Source organism: Serratia sp. PL7 (assembly GCF_945957435.1).
Window position 1 is genome coordinate 12,294 of record NZ_CAMFLB010000035.1, and the last position, 16,509, is coordinate 28,802.

A 16,509-nucleotide genomic window follows, 5' to 3' on the forward strand; every position below is an offset into this window, starting at 1 on the left:
GCCGTCGATACGACACATAAATGCCGAATGCAGCAGTGTATAAAAGCTGGAGGAGACATCTATCACAAATAACGCCAACCGCAATATCATATTTTAAACTGACAGAATTTAACCTATCGAGGTTATTGACAACACTATTCTTTTAATGACAACGTAGTGAAACGCCGAGGTATTGCCGCTCAACGAAGGAAGTCTGACATTGATTCCAAATATCATTTATACCAGGGAGGTAAGCATGTAAAACCAACACAATAACAGCACCAGAAATAAAACACCGATTTTTGGCAGTTTAATGATTTTTTATGTGTCATTTCACAATCCAGAAAGGATTTATAGGATTGCATTATGAAAGTGAGTTTTTTAGGTTACCTTTTTCTGGTTTTAACCAGTTCCTTTTTTTGTGGGAACTTAAGCGCAGTCAGCACAGGTACGCTTACGGTGAAGTTTGGTCAGACAACGGAGGATACTTTTAAGGCGACTCATCCGGAAGCGGTAAATGTAGGTTATAATAACGAACTCAGAGGGAACATTTATAAAGAAACACCCGATAACAACAAGGACAAGCGAAGCAATATTATTTTTGAAAGTATCAAAGATGTCTTTGTCTTGTTTGATCAGAATAAAAATTTATCCGCACTGCAGTTACAATTTAAAAACGATCAGTTTAGTCTTATCAGTGCAATTCTAGCCAGTAAGTACGCCACCGTCGTAAAGAAAACCCCACTTATCGGCAGTGACTATATGGAGCTATACAATGACGGTGTTTCTATTTACTTGATGGATCCTTTTTTCTATTCAAATACGTCACTCTTCTTTATAAAGACCGATATTAGAGATAAAATTCTAAAAAACCTCCCCTCGGAGATGCTCAATGATGATATTAACGTACTGAATTACCTCGTGGAAAGGAGTTTCCCTTCAATAGAGTAATCCGATCCATGCCTCCTGCTATTATGCAGAATAACATAATAGCGGGCGGAGTAAAAACCAGCATCCTATCAATGTTTTTCTATCGGCACCACCAGCATATCAACCGCAATATGGTTGATCGTACGGTGCGTACTGGATACCAAACGACTCCACATATCGTGGTGGTGACCAAAAATCACCAAATCAATGCCTTTTTCACGAATGGCATTGTTCAGTGCTTCGCTTAGATCACCACGGCCAATGATCACTTCACTGATGGGATACTCCGCTTGCTGCTGGATAGCGTTAAGCATATTTTTCACTCGTTCAGAGAAGGTCTTATCGGCATAGTTGAATTCGCCACTACCAAACTCGCTGTAGTGGTTAGCTTGCTCATCGATATAAATCAACGACAGCTTGGCCTGCAGTGCGCCAGCCAATTCAGAACCTTTACGCACCAGTAGTTCGGCATCATCGCTCAGATCGGTTGCAATAACGATATGTTGATAAGTCATATTGTCGGCCCTCCGTATTACCTAATACCCAGCCTGATAACCTACCTATTAATTCTAGTCTAGCCTGAGAGTAGCTGCTTATCCTCTTATCATTCTACTGCTGAAATAACCCATCTCGGCATCAGGCACTACTGCAAAATCTGCAGGCAGATAAACTCTTTCATATGTTGATTTAACGCTATACCAAGGCGCAGGAAGTGGTGCAAAACCAGGTAAAACTGGATTCCCAAGTGTCTTAAGCGCCATAGCAAGCGTGAGCTAACCCATTGTTTACTCAAACGGGCGCAGCATGATACAGCCCCCTATGTTGTCACCTTGGAGAGGGAATGTCTGCAGCCTCGGTGCCGATCCGCATTCAAGCCCTCCGGCCCCATCTTCCATTACAGAAAGGTTCAAAAAATAAAGAAAATATATGATGGTGTGATATGCCCATGAACTCCTTATACTCGGCCCCGTCGATAAGAAAAATCACCAGGCCTCCATCACCCAACCCTTTCCCCCTCCCATTCGACGCTTACTCCCAGATTAATCCAGACTTCGGCTTAATCATTTACCCATGATTGGCCCTGAGTGCCGGAAACGCCACGCGCCATCATCAGGATAACGCAATGTCAATTTCTCCCTCTGCCCGGGTCGCAAGCAACAGCTTGATTGAACCGGGGGCGATTATCGGTGCGCGCGTCAGCATTGGCCCCTTCTGCATCATCGCAGCTGGCGTCGAGGTTGGTGATGACACGGTGATAGCCTCTCATGTCAGTATTAACGGCCTCACCCGTATTGGCTGCAATAACGTTATCGGGCAGTTTTCCACTATCGGCGAAGTGAATCAGGATTTGAAATATGCTGGTGAAGCTACGGACGTGTTGATCGGCGACAGAAACAGGATCGGCAAAAATGCGACCATTCATCGCGGTACTGCTCAAGGCTATCGGCGAACGACTATCGGCAATGACAACCTGTTCTTGAACAATGTCCACATTGGCCATGATTGCATTGTCGGCAATACCACGGTTATTGGTGATAACTCGGGGCTGGCCGGGCATGTTGAACTGGATGATTTTGTGCAGATCGGCAATATGTGCGCGATACATCAGTTTTGTCTGTTGGGTGCTCATGCGCATATCGCCCATCAGTCCGGCGTAGTGCAGGATGTTCCACCTTTTGTCAGCGCCAGTGGCAATCACGCGGCCCCCATCGGTGTTAACGAATCAGCGGCAGCCTTTCAATCACTGGACGCTCAGCAACAGCAAATGATCCAAGCCCTGTACAACAGGCTATATCATCATGCGTTGGCGATCGATAAGGTGAAACAGGAGGTGCAGCTTTTGAGCGAAACCTATCCGCTATTGCAATGGTTTACTTCTTTCTTCTCACGCTCGGCGCGCGGCATTATCCGCTAGTCTTTGCCATTGAATATTCAGATGGGCGCCGCATGCGGCGCCCCTACATGCAGTAGTTTATTTAGTTACCGCACGGCCAGTATTTTCGCTGGCTGACCAGATACGATAGCGCACCTCAACGTCCTTCGGCACGTAAACCACGATCGGCAAGCGGCTGTTATAACGTTGCATTGCGGCATCCCCCAGATGAGCGGCAACGAACTCCTTACGCTTGGTATTATCCGGGCAAGCCATCATGGTAGAGGCCGGAGCCGAGAGCTTCGGCAGTACAAAATAGTTGTAACCCCAACCGGCCAGCGTTTTACTCTCCAGATTGCCGCCCATCATGTGGCGATTGCAATCCACTTCCAGCGTTTGGCCAATCAGCAGTTCAACCTTAAAGTTTTCTTCATTCTCCTGCTTGGGTAAATAAATGACCTGCCGGCTCATGCCCGGCTCTGCTTTCGGGAACGGTGCTACTTTTTCCAACGGCTGCATATTGAGATCGTCAGTACTTGCGGTGGTTGCAGCAACGGCGCTGACAGACGCAGCCATCAGCAGGCTGGTCACTACCATAGAAAGCTTGTTCATTTTTTATCCTTACAATTCATAACCTAATACCCAACTACGCTAGCATACTTTACGCCGTTAAATTATAGGCCAAATCTGGATATCGTCCCCAAGCCTCTTGCCATTCATTAAGGTTTTCTTAAGACGGGATGATTACAGTAGCCTGATCCATTACCGCCTATGAGCCACCGTGTGAACCCATCAAACGCCAAACAATCGTCATTAAATCAATCCTCAACGGCTAGCCAAATTCAGACTGACGCCCTTTACTCCTTGCCCACATCCTTTTACCGTTGGCAAGCCTTTGGGCTGATGGTGGCTGCGCTGTTGTTTATCTGGCTGTCACGCAATGAACAACTGGATTGGGTGGTCAGTAATTATTGGTATGACGCCGCCAGCCAGCGTTTTCCTTGGCAGAACAACTACTGGCTGGATCTGATCAACCATCGGTTGTTAAAGATATCGGTGATCGCCGGAGCGGTGCTGGCGCTGTTTTGGGGAATTTATCGCCGTAACGCGCGGCTGATCGTCACCATGCTGTTGATCGGCATTGGGCCGTTGGTGGTGGGGATCCTAAAAGCCACCAGCGCACACTCATGCCCTTGGGATCTGCTGGAGTACGGTGGCAAAGCGATGTCGTTTCCCCTGTTTGGCAGCACGCCAGCCTTTCCGGGGCCTGGCCGTTGCTTCCCCGGAGGGCACGCCTCCAGCGGCTTCGCCTTGATGGCACTGTTCTTTCTGTTTTATCCGCAACGCCCGCGCCTGGCTTACTGGTGCTGGCTGGGCGGCATCACGCTTGGCATGCTTATGGGTTTTGGCCAGATCATGCGGGGCGCACATTTTCTTTCCCATAACCTGTGGGCCGGGTGGTGGGTTTGGTTCAGCCAGGTGGCTGTTTATTGGTGTATTAGCGGCTATTTCCGCCGTAAAACGAGGTAATACTTAATGGAGCAGTTGAACTATCTTCTTTTCGCCTGGATCAATGCCACTCCGGCCAGCCCGGAATGGTTAATCGATCTTGCCACTTTCATCGCCCGGGATCTGATCGCCATTATCCCTCTGCTGATTGTTGGCCTGTGGTTCTGGGGGGCACATGGCCAACTGGCAACACAGCGAGAAGTGGTAGCTAAAACGACCATTGCCCTGTTATTTGCCATGAGCGCGGCAGCCACCATCGGTGCGCTGTTGCCCCATGAACGCCCGTTTGTCACCGGTATTGGCTATACCTTTCTGGCACATGCACCAGATAGTTCCTTCCCCAGCGATCATGGCACCGCCATCTTCACCTTCGCCCTGGCCTTCCTGTGCTGGCATCGCGCCTGGTCCGGACTTTTGCTGATGGTCGTGGCAATCGCCATTGCCTGGTCCCGGGTATTCCTCGGCGTGCACTGGCCACTGGATATGGTGGGCGGTTTCCTGGTGGGTTGCGTAGGCTGTCTGTTTGCCCAATTGGTGTGGAACCTGTTTGGTGATGCCATCGCCCAGCGTCTGACCCGCCTGTATCATTTTCTGTTCGCCTTCCCGATCCGTAAAGGATGGGTGAAGGAGTAATACCTGCCCGCGGGGGGCTTACCCCCCGCCAGCTATAGCATACCGGTCGTCACGCGGAACTCCCGCATCTCCCCCGCTTTTAACATCACTGCCATTGTTATCGCTGCAACCTCTGGGCTGCAACTGGCTGGCTGGACAAAAGCCGTCGCCCGCGAGTTGGCTCGTGGCCGCTGTAAGACGGCATAGCTGAATTGGCCGGTGGCAAAACGGGTTACAAACCTTCTGCCGCACGGTGCCAGCATAAAGAACTCGGCCTGATCGACATACAGCGAGAGGTCGTCAGAGCAAATGACCCGCTGTGGATTATCACGGATATTGAGCGCACAACCCGGCAGATTTTGGCGGAAAACGGCCCCCTCTTCGCAGGCATAGTTCATATGGCACATATAACTCAATGGCTGGGCCTGCTCGGCCAGGTTGTTGATCACCATTTCAATACTGAACTGTGTGCTGCTGGCGGCTAGCTGAACGGCCGGTTGGATGCGGCAAGGGCCGTCGGCCGTGCTGACTCGTACAGTGATCGCTTTCTCCTCTACCTCCAGCCAGACATCAATCACCGCACCATAATTAGCTGGCAAGCCTTGGTGAGAGGCAAAACAGCCACGGGCATCATTACGTCGAGGCTGCGATCGGCTGGCTTTTGCTTTGAGAGACTGGCCGTCAAACACCGCATCCCAAATCATCAAATCCTGGTAGGGCAACAACGTTAAGGTACCCCGCTGGTTTTGCAGCGCCAACGCGGCGATATCACCAGGAAACATAAACGCGGTCACCGTAAAACCAGCGCCGCGATACACTTCATTCGGCTGTGTGCCGAACAATCCAGGGCTCAGATTAATGATCGTCTTCATCTTCTTTCCTCAGGGGCAGCCGTTGCACCGTGAACGGATTGGTCAAGGTGTAATCTATGTTATTTAAATAACATTTACCAGCCCATTCTGTGGCAGATGATGCTCATCAATTCCGCTAATGACTCAAAAATTAGTGTTAATACAGCTACCAATTGCGATGTGACAATGTTAGGATTATAACATTACTAACATCCAAAGCGTTATTACACCCACTGAGGAATGACCATGACTACTGAACAGATTGATTACGCTCGCTATATCGACCATACCCTGCTGGCTATGGACACCACGGAAAGCCAGATCAACCAACTGTGCGAAGAAGCGCGTCAGCATAATTTCTATGCCGTTTGCGTTAACTCGGGTTATGTCCCGTTGGCCGCTCACCTGCTGCAGGAAAGCAACGTTAAAGTATGCTCGGTTATCGGCTTCCCTCTGGGGGCGGGTTTGACCGTCTCCAAAGCTTTCGAAGCCAAAGCTGCCATTGCCGCCGGTGCCCAGGAAATCGACATGGTGATCAACGTCGGTTGGCTGAAAAGCGGCCTGAATGACGAAGTGAAGGCCGATATCGCCGCGGTGCGTGAAGTTTGCGCGGCTATTCCGTTGAAGGTAATATTGGAAACCTGTCTGCTCAGCGATGAACAAATCGTTGTGGTTTGTGAAATGTGTCGTGAACTGGATGTCGCTTTCGTTAAAACCTCTACCGGTTTCAGCACTGGCGGCGCTCGTGAAGACCACGTCAAACTGATGCGTGCTACCGTGGGCAGCGAGATGGGCGTCAAAGCCTCTGGCGCAGTGCGCGATCGCGTTACCGCAGGGAAAATGATTGCCGCCGGAGCAACACGTATCGGCACCAGCTCGGGCGTTGCGATCGTTTCTGGCGATGCGGCTGACGCAGGTAGCTACTGATTTTCGCTAGCTCTATCTAGTTATAACAACAAAAATACCCTATGGATTTCGAGCTGCAGCCAGGCGACAAGCTTACTCATCTCCAGGCGCTTACTTTTGGGTAAGTGACTGAGGTGAGTAAGCGCAGGTAACAACGTTGTAGCTTGAAAGACGACGGGTATAATGCGGGGTTGTGCCCTCAGTGCGAACTGGGTCTGCACTACTCCGCATTATTGTGTTGGAGCGAACGAAAAAGACTTTTGGCTCCTTTATCCCTTTCGGCCACACTTGAGAAACCTGGGGTATAAACCTGTAGGAATAACTGATGGAAACCCGGCGCGACGAACGTATCAACCGGCTAGTTCAGGCTCTAAAGCGTTCTGACAAGATCCACTTAAAAGAAGCAGCCGCACTGCTCGGCGTCTCGGAAATGACCATCCGGCGCGATCTCAGTGCCGAGCCTGCTGCGGTGGTCTTGCTTGGGGGTTATGTCGTAGCCGATCCGCGAATCAACGGGGTGACCAATTACTTTGTCTCCGATCAGAAAGCCAAACAGGTGGCGGAAAAGCGCCGTATTGGCATGCTGGCAGCTCCGTTGGTCAACGAAAATGACACGGTGTTCTTTGACTGTGGCACCACCACCCCGGCCATTATCGACGCCATTGCCGATGAACTCCCCTTTACCGCCATCTGCCACTCACTCAACACCTTCCTGGCGCTGCAGGACAAACCCAATTGCAAGGTGATCCTGTGCGGCGGCGAATTCAAACCGAGCAACTACATTTTCACCGCTATTGGCCAACATAACGAGTTGGACCACATCTGCCCTAACGTGGCCTTTATCTCCGCAGCAGGCATCACTTTGCAGCACGGCGCAACCTGCTTCAACCTTGACGAGCTGGCGATGAAACACAAAGCGTTGGACAAGGCGCAGCAAAAAATCCTGGTCGCCGACCACAGCAAATTTGCCCAAACCAAGCCAGCCTGCATAGGGCCACTGGCCTTGTTCGATAAAGTCATCACCGATCGCCAACCTGACCCCGAGTTCATCGACTTTTTCAACCAACACGCGGTTACTTTGCGTTTCTGATCTTGGCCTCACGGCCGATTTTATGCCGTGTCCCCGGAGCGACTTCAGGGACACGGTTGCGAATTTTTCGTTAAACTCAGGCTTTTTTTTAAGCAATTAAACTTAAAATATTCCTAATGGCCGATAATTACAGGTTAATGGATTGCAACAACTTGCCAGCGTTATTATTCCGCGCAGAACATTATTGCAGTAATTTGCATCAAATCTCCCCCAGATAACATGTCTCCTTTCTTCCACCAGCCCCGTTAAGCCGCCTTTTGGCAAAAAATTATCGGCTACTTTTAATCAAATTATCAGTATTTAGCCTTATTTATATGATGATTAAAAACGTCTTATTACGGCCATCATCTTCCAGCCACATTGATGGTGAAAATCAGTAAATAATCTTAAAAACAATAAGATAAGATTTTCTTCCTTAATAACCAAACGTGATCTACATCACTAAAACGGCTAAATCCGGCTTTTTAGCTAGATCCAAACCAGCACATAAAATATATTGCTCGCCCTGCCACACAAGACAGGTTTTTATCCGGTTAAACATTACACAAACCGGATAAAGGTTGTGGGATTAGTGAGAGCGGTTGCAGCATGATGTTTCGCACAAACGCGCAACATTTGCATGAAAATTTACAATAAAAGCCTTTAACCGCACACATCACGCATTTTGGAGCGAGATCACGGTTGTTTCTGCTGTAAATCGTTATCTTGCCGCCAACAAAATCGGTGGGCAGTTGCTCCTCCGACAGAAACATCGGCGTTGACACCGTTAACAGCAGAAACCATTTGGACAGGTTAGCAACATCATTAGCCTGATAAACAATTCAGAGGCGCAATTCATCCTCTAGTTGTAACAACTGATTTTACCACTGGTGAGACAGCCACTTATTTCACCAGCGGATTTTAAACTTAAGTTTTTCTTTTTATTTTAAATTATCGTGTTCACCTCGGAGATATTTATGGACACTACACAGACTGGCACTATCGCCTCTGCAGCCTCAGGTTCCAGCACGGCCTGGCGTAAATCAGATACCATGTGGATGTTGGGCCTCTACGGCACCGCCATCGGCGCTGGCGTCTTGTTCTTGCCAATCAACGCCGGTATCGGCGGTTTAATCCCGCTGATCATCATGGCCATCATCGCCTTCCCGATGACTTTCTTTGCCCACCGTGGCCTGTGCCGTTTCGTTTTGTCCGGCAAAAACCCAGGTGAAGACATCACCGAAGTGGTAGAAGAACACTTTGGCATCAGCGCGGGTAAACTCATTACCCTGCTCTACTTCTTCGCTATTTACCCAATCCTGCTGGTTTATAGCGTCGCGATCACCAACACCGTGGACAGCTTCATTACCCACCAATTGGGTATGGCTTCGCCACCGCGTGCCATCCTGTCGCTGATCCTGATCGTTGGCCTGATGGGCATCGTGCGTTTCGGTGAGCAGGCGATCGTGAAGACCATGAGTATCCTGGTATTCCCGTTTGTTGCGGTGCTGATGCTGCTGGCGCTATACCTGATCCCTAACTGGAGCAGTGCCATCTTCGAAAACGTCTCACTGGCCGGTTCTGGCGGCAGCCTGGGCCACGGCCTGGTGATCACCCTGTGGCTGGCAATCCCGGTTATGGTGTTCTCGTTCAACCACTCACCGATCATCTCCGCCTTTGCAGTCGCAAAACGCGAAGAGTACGGCGTGGACGCTGAGAAGAAATGTTCCCGCATCCTGGGCTACGCACACATCATGATGGTGCTGACCGTGATGTTCTTTGTTTTCAGCTGCGTGCTGAGCCTGTCCCCGGCGGATCTGGCCGAAGCCAAAGCGCAAAACATCTCCATCCTGTCTTACCTGGCTAACCACTTTAACAACCCGGTGATCGAGTACATCGCACCAGTCATCGCCTTTATCGCCATCACCAAATCCTTCCTGGGCCACTACCTCGGTGCTCGTGAAGGCTTTAACGGCATGATTGCCAAATCGATGAGAAGCCGTGGCAAAACCATCACCACCCACAAGCTTAACCGCATCACTGCCATCTTCATGCTGGTGACCACCTGGATCGTTGCCACACTGAACCCAAGCATTCTGGGTATGATCGAGAACCTGGGCGGCCCAATCATCGCGATGCTGCTGTTCCTGATGCCGATGTATGCGATCCGTAAAGTGCCTGCCATGCGCAAGTACAGCGGCCACATCAGCAACGTATTTGTGGTCGTGATGGGCCTGATTGCCATCTCTGCCATCCTGTACACCCTGTTCGGTTAATAGCGCTCAGCCGGTGCCTTATGGCACCGGTTATCTCGAATCTCCCCCTCCTGCCCCGCCGCGAACTCAAGCATGACCCCTATGCCCCCTAAACGGCAGGCTGAGGGAATTAACTTCAAGAAGGAAGCGAGACTATGGTCAGCGTTTTCGATATTTTCAAAATTGGCATCGGCCCTTCCAGTTCCCACACCGTCGGCCCGATGAAAGCCGGTAAACAGTTTATTGATGATTTGCAGGCCGCCGGGCAACTCCACGATACAACGCGGGTGGCGGTTGACGTCTACGGTTCACTGTCACTGACGGGTAAAGGGCACCATACCGACATCGCGATTATTATGGGCCTGGCGGGCAATCTGCCCCATGACGTGGACATCGACAGCATCGCCGGCTTTATTCGTGATGTAGAGCAGCGTGGCCGCCTGTTGTTGGCAAAGGGGGTGCACGAGGTCGATTTTCCACAGCTTGGTGGCATGAACTTCCACAGCACTAACCTGCCGCTGCACGAAAACGGCATGTCGATCAGCGCCTATGCTGGCGATCGGTTACTTCACAGCAAAACCTATTACTCCATCGGCGGCGGATTTATCGTTGATGAAGAAAACTTCGGCCAATCGGCCAACAATAGCGTTGCGGTCCCCTACCCTTATCGTTCCGCGCTGGATTTGCAGCAGCACTGCAAAGATACCGGGCTTTCACTTTCCGGTTTGGTGATGCAGAACGAGCTGGCATTGCGCAGCAAAGCAGAGATCGAAGCGCACTTTGCCGACGTCTGGCAGGTGATGCGTGCCGGTATCGAACGCGGTATGAATACCGAAGGGTTGCTCCCCGGCCCGATGAAGGTACAGCGCCGTGCCGCCGCCCTACGCCGCATTCTGGTAACCGGTGACAAGAACAATATCGACCCGATGAACGTAGTTGATTGGATCAATATGTTCGCGTTCGCGGTCAACGAAGAGAACGCAGCGGGTGGCCGAGTGGTCACGGCCCCCACCAACGGTGCCTGCGGTATCATTCCAGCGGTGCTGGCGTATTACGACCAGTTTATCCGCCCAGTGAACACCAACTCCTACAGCCGTTACTTCCTGACTGCCGGTGTGATCGGCACGCTGTACAAGATGAATGCTTCAATCTCCGGCGCTGAAGTGGGCTGCCAAGGGGAAGTCGGCGTTGCCTGCTCAATGGCGGCAGCTGGTCTGGCGGAGCTGATGGGCGGCAGCCCGGCACAGGTTTGTATCGCCGCAGAGATTGCCATGGAGCACCATCTTGGGCTGACCTGCGATCCACTGGCCGGACAGGTTCAGGTGCCTTGTATCGAACGTAACGCGATTTCTGCCGTGAAGGCGGTCAACGCCGCACGTATGGCACTGCGTCGCACCAGCGAGCCGCGCGTTTGCCTGGATAAGGTGATCGAAACCATGTACGAAACCGGCAAGGACATGAATTCCAAATACCGCGAGACCTCTCAGGGCGGATTAGCCATCAAGGTAGTGGCATGTAATTGATCTGGCAGAAGGGGCCACTGTTGGCCCCTTATCAAACAAAGATTAGCCGAAAATACCGCCGAACCACTGGGTCAACTTCATCATCACAAAGTCCCACATGCGGCTAAAGAAGTTCCCTTCTTTCACTTCCTGCATCACCACCAGCGGGTGCTGTTCGATAGTTTTGCCATCCAGTTGGAAATCGATGGTACCTACCACCTGATTTTTCGCCAGCGGCGCTTCCAGCGTCGGTTGATTAAGCTTGTAGCTGGCCTTCAGGTTTTTCATCTGCCCCTTGGGAATAGTGACGGCGGCATCCTTCGCCACGCCCAGCGGCACCTCGCCCACGTCACCAAACCACACTTTCTGCGTCACAAAGGCTTTATCGGCCTTGATTGGCGTTGCGGTTTCATAGAAACGGAAGCCCCAGGTCAGCAACTTCTCGCTTTCGCTAAAGCGCACACGGTCACTCGGAGCCCCTAGCACCACAGAAATCAGGCGCATTGGGCCATCGGTGGCCGAGGCGACCAGGTTATGCCCGGCCCCGCCGGTGTAACCGGTTTTGATACCATCCACATTCAGGTTGGTGCTCCACAGCAGGCGGTTACGGTTTATCTGGCGGATCTTGTTGAAGGTGAACTCTTTTTCTTTATGCAACGCGTACTCATCCGGCACGTCGCGGATCAGCGCCTGGCTCAGCAACGCCATATCGCGTGCGGTGCTGTACTGCCCTTCGGCATCCAGACCATGCACGGTCAGGAAGTGGGTATTTTGCAGGCCGAGGGACTTGCCATAATTGTTCATCAAGCCAACGAACGAATCCTGGCTACCCGCCACGAAGTCCGCCAAGGCGATGCTGGCGTCGTTACCTGACTGGATGACGATGCCTTTATTGAGTTCCGATACCGGTACCTGGTCGCCAGGTTTGATAAACATCAAAGAAGAACCACGAAGCACCGGGTTGCCGGTTGCCCAGGCATCTTTGCCCACGGTGACCAGATCGTCCGGTTTGATTTTACCGGCTTTCATCGCCTGACCAATCACGTAGCTGGACATGATTTTAGTCAGGCTCGCGGGATCCAGGCGGGTATCCGCATTACCTTCTGCCAGGATCTTGCCGCTGTTGTAATCCATCAAGACATAGGCTTTCGCATCGACCTGTGGTGCGGCCGGAGCCTCTGCTGCCTGTACGGTAGGCACAACCAACAACATGACACCTACGCTGAGGGCCAATTTACCAAGAGGAGTGGAACGGTTATTTTTCATCATGACGTCGCCAGAGTGTCCATTCAAACCATTGAAATAGCGTTAACTTTCAAACATGTTCACGTTTTCAGCCAACCAGCGAGAGTGGCACGAGGCCGCGCTGCCAACCGCGAAATACCCAGCGGCTCCCATTTGGGCCAACGCGGCACCAAAAGTGCCCTCGCTGTGAGTTTATTAGATTGCTCTTATTTTTGCAGGGTTTAGGCTGATTTTTCTGCATTTTTACATAACTGTACGTTACCGCAGAGAAATTGGTTGGAAATCAGGCTATGTGCCAGGTTATGCAAACTTTCAACAAACCGTCGCCGCACTGTCATCAAAGTTACTTATGCTCTGCGCATTTCACCGCGGCAACTGGCTCGCAGCCGCGCGTATCCGTTATCCTGTAGCCCGCAGCATTCCTTGCCGGAGAAATATTGATGGATTTAGCCCTGTTCGATCTGGATGAAACCCTGATTGATGATGACAGCGCCAGCCTGTGGGTTCGCTGGCTGGTGGCCGAAGGGTTCGCCCCGGCAGAGTTGGAACGCCAAGAGCAACTGTTGATGCAATCCTACTATCAGGGCCAGCTGTCGATGGAAGATTATATGCAGGCAACGCTGGTTCCGCTGGCGGGCCTGAGTACCCAGACCGTTGCTGGTTGGGTGCAGCGCTATATTCGCCGGGATATTCTGCCCCGTGTCTACCCCGCGGCACGCGAACGCATGCAATGGCATCGTGAACGGGGCGACTGCATTCTGGTGATTTCAGCAACCGGCGAACACCTGGTTGCCCCCATCGCCGAGCAACTGGGCGCTGATGGAGCGCTAGCTATCGGTGTCGAGGTAGCAGAGGGCCGTTTTACCGGCAATACCTACGGCACCATGACCTACCAGCAGGGTAAGGTCATCCGCCTGCAACAGTGGTTGCAGCAACACCCTGAACTGCAATTTGCCCATAGCCACGGCTACAGCGACTCCATTAACGATAAAGCCATGCTGGAATACGTCGACAGCGCCACCGTCATTAACCCGAATAGCGATCTTGGCGCGTTGGCAGAGCTGCACGGTTGGGAAGTCTGCCACTGGGAACGCTGATTTCAAGGTGACAAAAACGGCTTTGTAGCGTAGGTATGAGGGTTACTTTTATCTGTCGATGAAGAGGTGCTTTGTGCTGACCATTTGGGGCCGTGAAAATTCCAACAACGTCAAAAAAGTGCGCTGGTGTGCCGCAGAGTTAGGGCTGAATTACACCCATATCAACGCCGGTGGTGCCTTCGGCAAGGTTAACGAAGAACCTTACCGATCGCTTAACCCCAACGGCCTTGTGCCGCTGTTGCAGGATGGGGATTTCGTGCTGTGGGAATCCAATACCATCGTGCGTTATCTGGCGGCCAAGTTCGGCCAGACGCCATTTTACCCGCAGGATCTCCAGGCTCGCGCTGCGGCAGAAAAATGGATGGACTGGAATACCTCAACCATTGCCGTCCCCTTCCGCACCGTGTTCTGGGGTATGGTTCGCACTCCGCCCGAAAAGCGCGATATGGCCCTGATTCAGGCCGCCATTGCTGAACTGGAGCAACACTTTACTATCATCGAACGCACATTGGCTGAGCAGCCCTATCTCTCAGGCCAAGAGTTCGGCATCGGCGATATTCCGCTCGGCAGCTTTGTTTACGCCTGGTTTTCCATACCGATCGAACGCCAGCCCAGCCCGCATATGGAGCGCTGGTATCAACGGTTGTGCGCACGCCCTGCTTACCAACACTCAGTAATGATCCCACTCACTTGATTGCCATAGTGCCCCTAACGGGGCACTTCGTACAACGGAGGTACGAAGCAGTATGTCATTGTTTTATTTACAGGTACGCCGTAACCATCTGACATTGAAAAGCCTTGATACCCAGAAGAGCGCCGCTAGAGTCGGGCCTTTCAGCACTCAACGGCTGCTGATCGGCCAGTTTTTTATTGCCGAATACTGCCTGCACAATCTGGTACCGCAGTTCTTTCCTGGGTTTATCAACCAGCTTAAACGCCGCCATTTTCGTCATGACATCGTGATCCATGCAATGGAAATGTTGGAAGGCGGCGTTAGCCAGGTAGAGCAGCGGATCCTGCAGGAAATTACCGTTGCAAGCTTCCCCAAAGGATATCACTCAGTTTATGCAGACCCGCATCCCCTGAGTGATGATACGGTAAAACGCATTTTCTTAATGAATTCTGACCAGGTGCTTACCGCCGCCGATCTCAAACTCACCTAAATTTCAATATGTTGCATTTTCCCTGCGCTGTGCTTAAGTTAGTTGAACCATCCAGGAGGCACCATGAAAATCACCGTAACAGATGCTCTACAGCCAGAAGATACCGAAGAGATTCGCAATCATTTGAAGACTTTTAACTACCAATTTGTCGGCGATATCCTGAACAAAAACATCGGGGTTTTTGTCCTGGATGATCAGGGTAATAAACTCGCCGGGTTAACCGGCAGCACCGTAGGCCGCTGGCTGAGCATTGAGCTGCTATGGGTTTCCGATACATTGCGGGGCGAAGGGGTCGGCAGGAAGATAATCCAGACGGCCGAACAGCAGGCGATTGCCGCAGGGTGCCGCTATGCTCGGGTGGATACTTTCAGTTTCCAGGCTCGGCCATTCTACGAAAAACAGGGCTATCAGCTTCAGATGACACTACACGATTATCCGGTAGAGCATGAACGCTATTTCTTCACCAAAACCCTCACAGACTGACAGGTAACGCGATGGATACCCAGGCAATGGTCATCAACTGCGTGGCGTACAAGGCCGGTAAACGGCTGACCGACGTGACGATTGAGGATATCAGCGAAGTGGTCAAGGAGCCGGATACCTTTATCTGGCTGGGCTTGTGGCAACCGGAAGATGCGTTCATGCGCAAGATCCAGGAGGAGTTCGGTCTGCACGATCTGGCGATCGAAGACGCCCTTTGCGCCCACCAGCGGCCAAAAATAGAAACCTACGGTGACTCGCTTTTCATCGTGGTGAAAACCGCACAGTGGATGAAAGAAGAAGTCGAATACGGTGAGACCCACTTTTTCGTTGGTAAAAACTTCCTGATCAGCGTGCGCCACGGTGCCTCTTCCAGCTATGCCCCTATCCGCGCCAAGGCAGAGGAAAACCCCAAGCAGCTGTGCTACGGGCCTGGTTTCGCGCTGTATTCGGTATTGGATTTTATCGTCGACAACTATCGCCATATCGTCGGCAAGTTTGAAACGATGATCGAAGACATCGAGTCCAACATGTTCAGATCGGAGTTTGACGAAACCGCCATCGAAAACGTCTACAGCCTGCGCCGACACCTGCTCGGCCTGCGTAATGCTGCCCTGCCGATGGATGAGATCTGCAACCAACTTATTCATCTGCACGAGGATGTGATCCCCAAAGAGCTGCGGGCCTACGTTCGCGACGTACAGGACCATACTCGGCAGGTCGCCAGCACGCTAGACGATATGCGTGAAATGCTGACCAACGCCATGCACGTCAATCTGGCATTGGTGACCGTCAAACAAAACGAAGTGGTTAAGCGATTGGCTGGCTGGGGGGCGATCCTGGCCATTCCAACGGTGATCTTCAGCCTGTACGGCATGAACTTCGCCGATATGCCCGAATTGAAGTTCCCCTGGGCTTACCACACCACTCTGGGCGTCACCGTCGCCGGTTGCTTCTTCCTGTACCAAAAACTCAAGCGTTCCGGCTGGTTATAGATCGCCAGCAAAACGGCCTATACTGCCAGGGCCGAGACTGCTG

General features: G+C 51.7%; 17 protein-coding genes. 13 read left to right on the forward strand and 4 right to left on the reverse strand.

Annotation, left to right across the window (positions count from 1 at the left end):
• Nucleotides 1–345: 345 nt before the first annotated feature.
• The gene (locus N6G83_RS49535) at nt 346–930 is read left to right on the forward strand and encodes a hypothetical protein (RefSeq protein ID WP_211135843.1); all 585 of its coding nucleotides are present in this window, start codon (nt 346–348) and stop codon (nt 928–930) included.
• Nucleotides 931–998: 68 nt separating this feature from the next.
• On the opposite strand, the gene N6G83_RS49540 is transcribed toward N6G83_RS49535, so the two are convergent.
• Nucleotides 999–1,424, reverse strand: coding sequence for a universal stress protein (locus N6G83_RS49540; protein ID WP_211135842.1), 426 nt, complete (start codon nt 1,422–1,424; stop codon nt 999–1,001).
• Nucleotides 1,425–2,032: 608 nt separating this feature from the next.
• Between N6G83_RS49540 and lpxA the strand changes: the two genes are divergently transcribed.
• Nucleotides 2,033–2,824, forward strand: a complete 792-nt coding sequence (lpxA, locus tag N6G83_RS49545; RefSeq protein WP_199063777.1) for an acyl-ACP--UDP-N-acetylglucosamine O-acyltransferase — start codon at nt 2,033–2,035, stop codon at nt 2,822–2,824.
• 57 nt (nt 2,825–2,881) lie between these two features.
• On the opposite strand, the gene eco is transcribed toward lpxA, so the two are convergent.
• Nucleotides 2,882–3,394: a serine protease inhibitor ecotin gene (gene eco / locus N6G83_RS49550; protein WP_024528626.1), complete on the reverse strand. Its 513-nt coding sequence runs from the start codon at nt 3,392–3,394 to the stop codon at nt 2,882–2,884.
• Between the two features lie 159 nt (nt 3,395–3,553).
• Between eco and N6G83_RS49555 the strand changes: the two genes are divergently transcribed.
• Both N6G83_RS49555 and ybjG read left to right on the forward strand, forming a co-directional pair.
• Nucleotides 3,554–4,312, forward strand: coding sequence for a phosphatase PAP2 family protein (locus tag N6G83_RS49555; protein ID WP_211135841.1), 759 nt, complete (start codon nt 3,554–3,556; stop codon nt 4,310–4,312).
• A 6-nt stretch (nt 4,313–4,318) separates the two neighbouring features.
• Nucleotides 4,319–4,924 (forward strand): undecaprenyl-diphosphate phosphatase, encoded by a 606-nt coding sequence (gene ybjG, locus N6G83_RS49560; RefSeq protein ID WP_211135840.1) that lies wholly within the window; start codon nt 4,319–4,321, stop codon nt 4,922–4,924.
• Nucleotides 4,925–4,956: 32 nt separating this feature from the next.
• On the opposite strand, the gene N6G83_RS49565 is transcribed toward ybjG, so the two are convergent.
• The gene (locus N6G83_RS49565; RefSeq protein ID WP_248006636.1) at nt 4,957–5,775 is read right to left on the reverse strand and encodes a hypothetical protein; all 819 of its coding nucleotides are present in this window, start codon (nt 5,773–5,775) and stop codon (nt 4,957–4,959) included.
• Nucleotides 5,776–6,000: 225 nt separating this feature from the next.
• Between N6G83_RS49565 and deoC the strand changes: the two genes are divergently transcribed.
• From deoC to N6G83_RS49585, 4 genes are all read left to right on the forward strand, one after another.
• Nucleotides 6,001–6,681, forward strand: a complete 681-nt coding sequence (deoC, locus tag N6G83_RS49570) for a deoxyribose-phosphate aldolase (protein ID WP_074028902.1) — start codon at nt 6,001–6,003, stop codon at nt 6,679–6,681.
• Nucleotides 6,682–6,985: 304 nt separating this feature from the next.
• Nucleotides 6,986–7,750, forward strand: a complete 765-nt coding sequence (gene deoR, locus N6G83_RS49575) for a DNA-binding transcriptional repressor DeoR (protein WP_074028900.1) — start codon at nt 6,986–6,988, stop codon at nt 7,748–7,750.
• A 956-nt stretch (nt 7,751–8,706) separates the two neighbouring features.
• Nucleotides 8,707–10,005: an HAAAP family serine/threonine permease gene (locus N6G83_RS49580; RefSeq protein WP_065685373.1), complete on the forward strand. Its 1,299-nt coding sequence runs from the start codon at nt 8,707–8,709 to the stop codon at nt 10,003–10,005.
• A gap of 134 nt (nt 10,006–10,139) precedes the next feature.
• Nucleotides 10,140–11,507, forward strand: coding sequence for an L-serine ammonia-lyase (locus N6G83_RS49585; RefSeq protein ID WP_024528619.1), 1,368 nt, complete (start codon nt 10,140–10,142; stop codon nt 11,505–11,507).
• A 42-nt stretch (nt 11,508–11,549) separates the two neighbouring features.
• On the opposite strand, the gene N6G83_RS49590 is transcribed toward N6G83_RS49585, so the two are convergent.
• On the reverse strand, nt 11,550–12,755 hold the full coding sequence (locus N6G83_RS49590) for a serine hydrolase (protein WP_039995706.1): 1,206 nt from the start codon (nt 12,753–12,755) through the stop codon (nt 11,550–11,552).
• A gap of 416 nt (nt 12,756–13,171) precedes the next feature.
• On the opposite strand from N6G83_RS49590, the gene N6G83_RS49595 reads away from it, so the two are divergent.
• The 5 genes from N6G83_RS49595 (at nt 13,172) to N6G83_RS49615 (ending at nt 16,466) form a co-directional block, all read left to right on the forward strand.
• The gene (locus N6G83_RS49595; RefSeq protein WP_211134800.1) at nt 13,172–13,828 is read left to right on the forward strand and encodes an HAD family hydrolase; all 657 of its coding nucleotides are present in this window, start codon (nt 13,172–13,174) and stop codon (nt 13,826–13,828) included.
• 73 nt (nt 13,829–13,901) lie between these two features.
• Complete coding sequence (locus N6G83_RS49600) at nt 13,902–14,522, forward strand: glutathione S-transferase family protein (RefSeq protein WP_211134799.1); 621 nt, start codon at nt 13,902–13,904, stop codon at nt 14,520–14,522.
• Nucleotides 14,523–14,574: 52 nt separating this feature from the next.
• Nucleotides 14,575–14,991 carry a YjaA family stress response protein gene (locus N6G83_RS49605; protein ID WP_024528615.1) on the forward strand — a complete coding sequence of 139 codons (417 nt, stop codon included), beginning with the start codon at nt 14,575–14,577 and terminating at the stop codon, nt 14,989–14,991.
• Nucleotides 14,992–15,054: 63 nt separating this feature from the next.
• A complete protein-coding gene (locus N6G83_RS49610; protein WP_024528614.1) occupies nt 15,055–15,474 on the forward strand; it encodes a GNAT family N-acetyltransferase in 420 nt (139 codons plus the stop codon).
• Between the two features lie 11 nt (nt 15,475–15,485).
• Nucleotides 15,486–16,466: a magnesium and cobalt transport protein CorA gene (locus tag N6G83_RS49615; protein WP_211134798.1), complete on the forward strand. Its 981-nt coding sequence runs from the start codon at nt 15,486–15,488 to the stop codon at nt 16,464–16,466.
• The last annotated feature ends 43 nt before the right edge of the window (nt 16,467–16,509 follow it).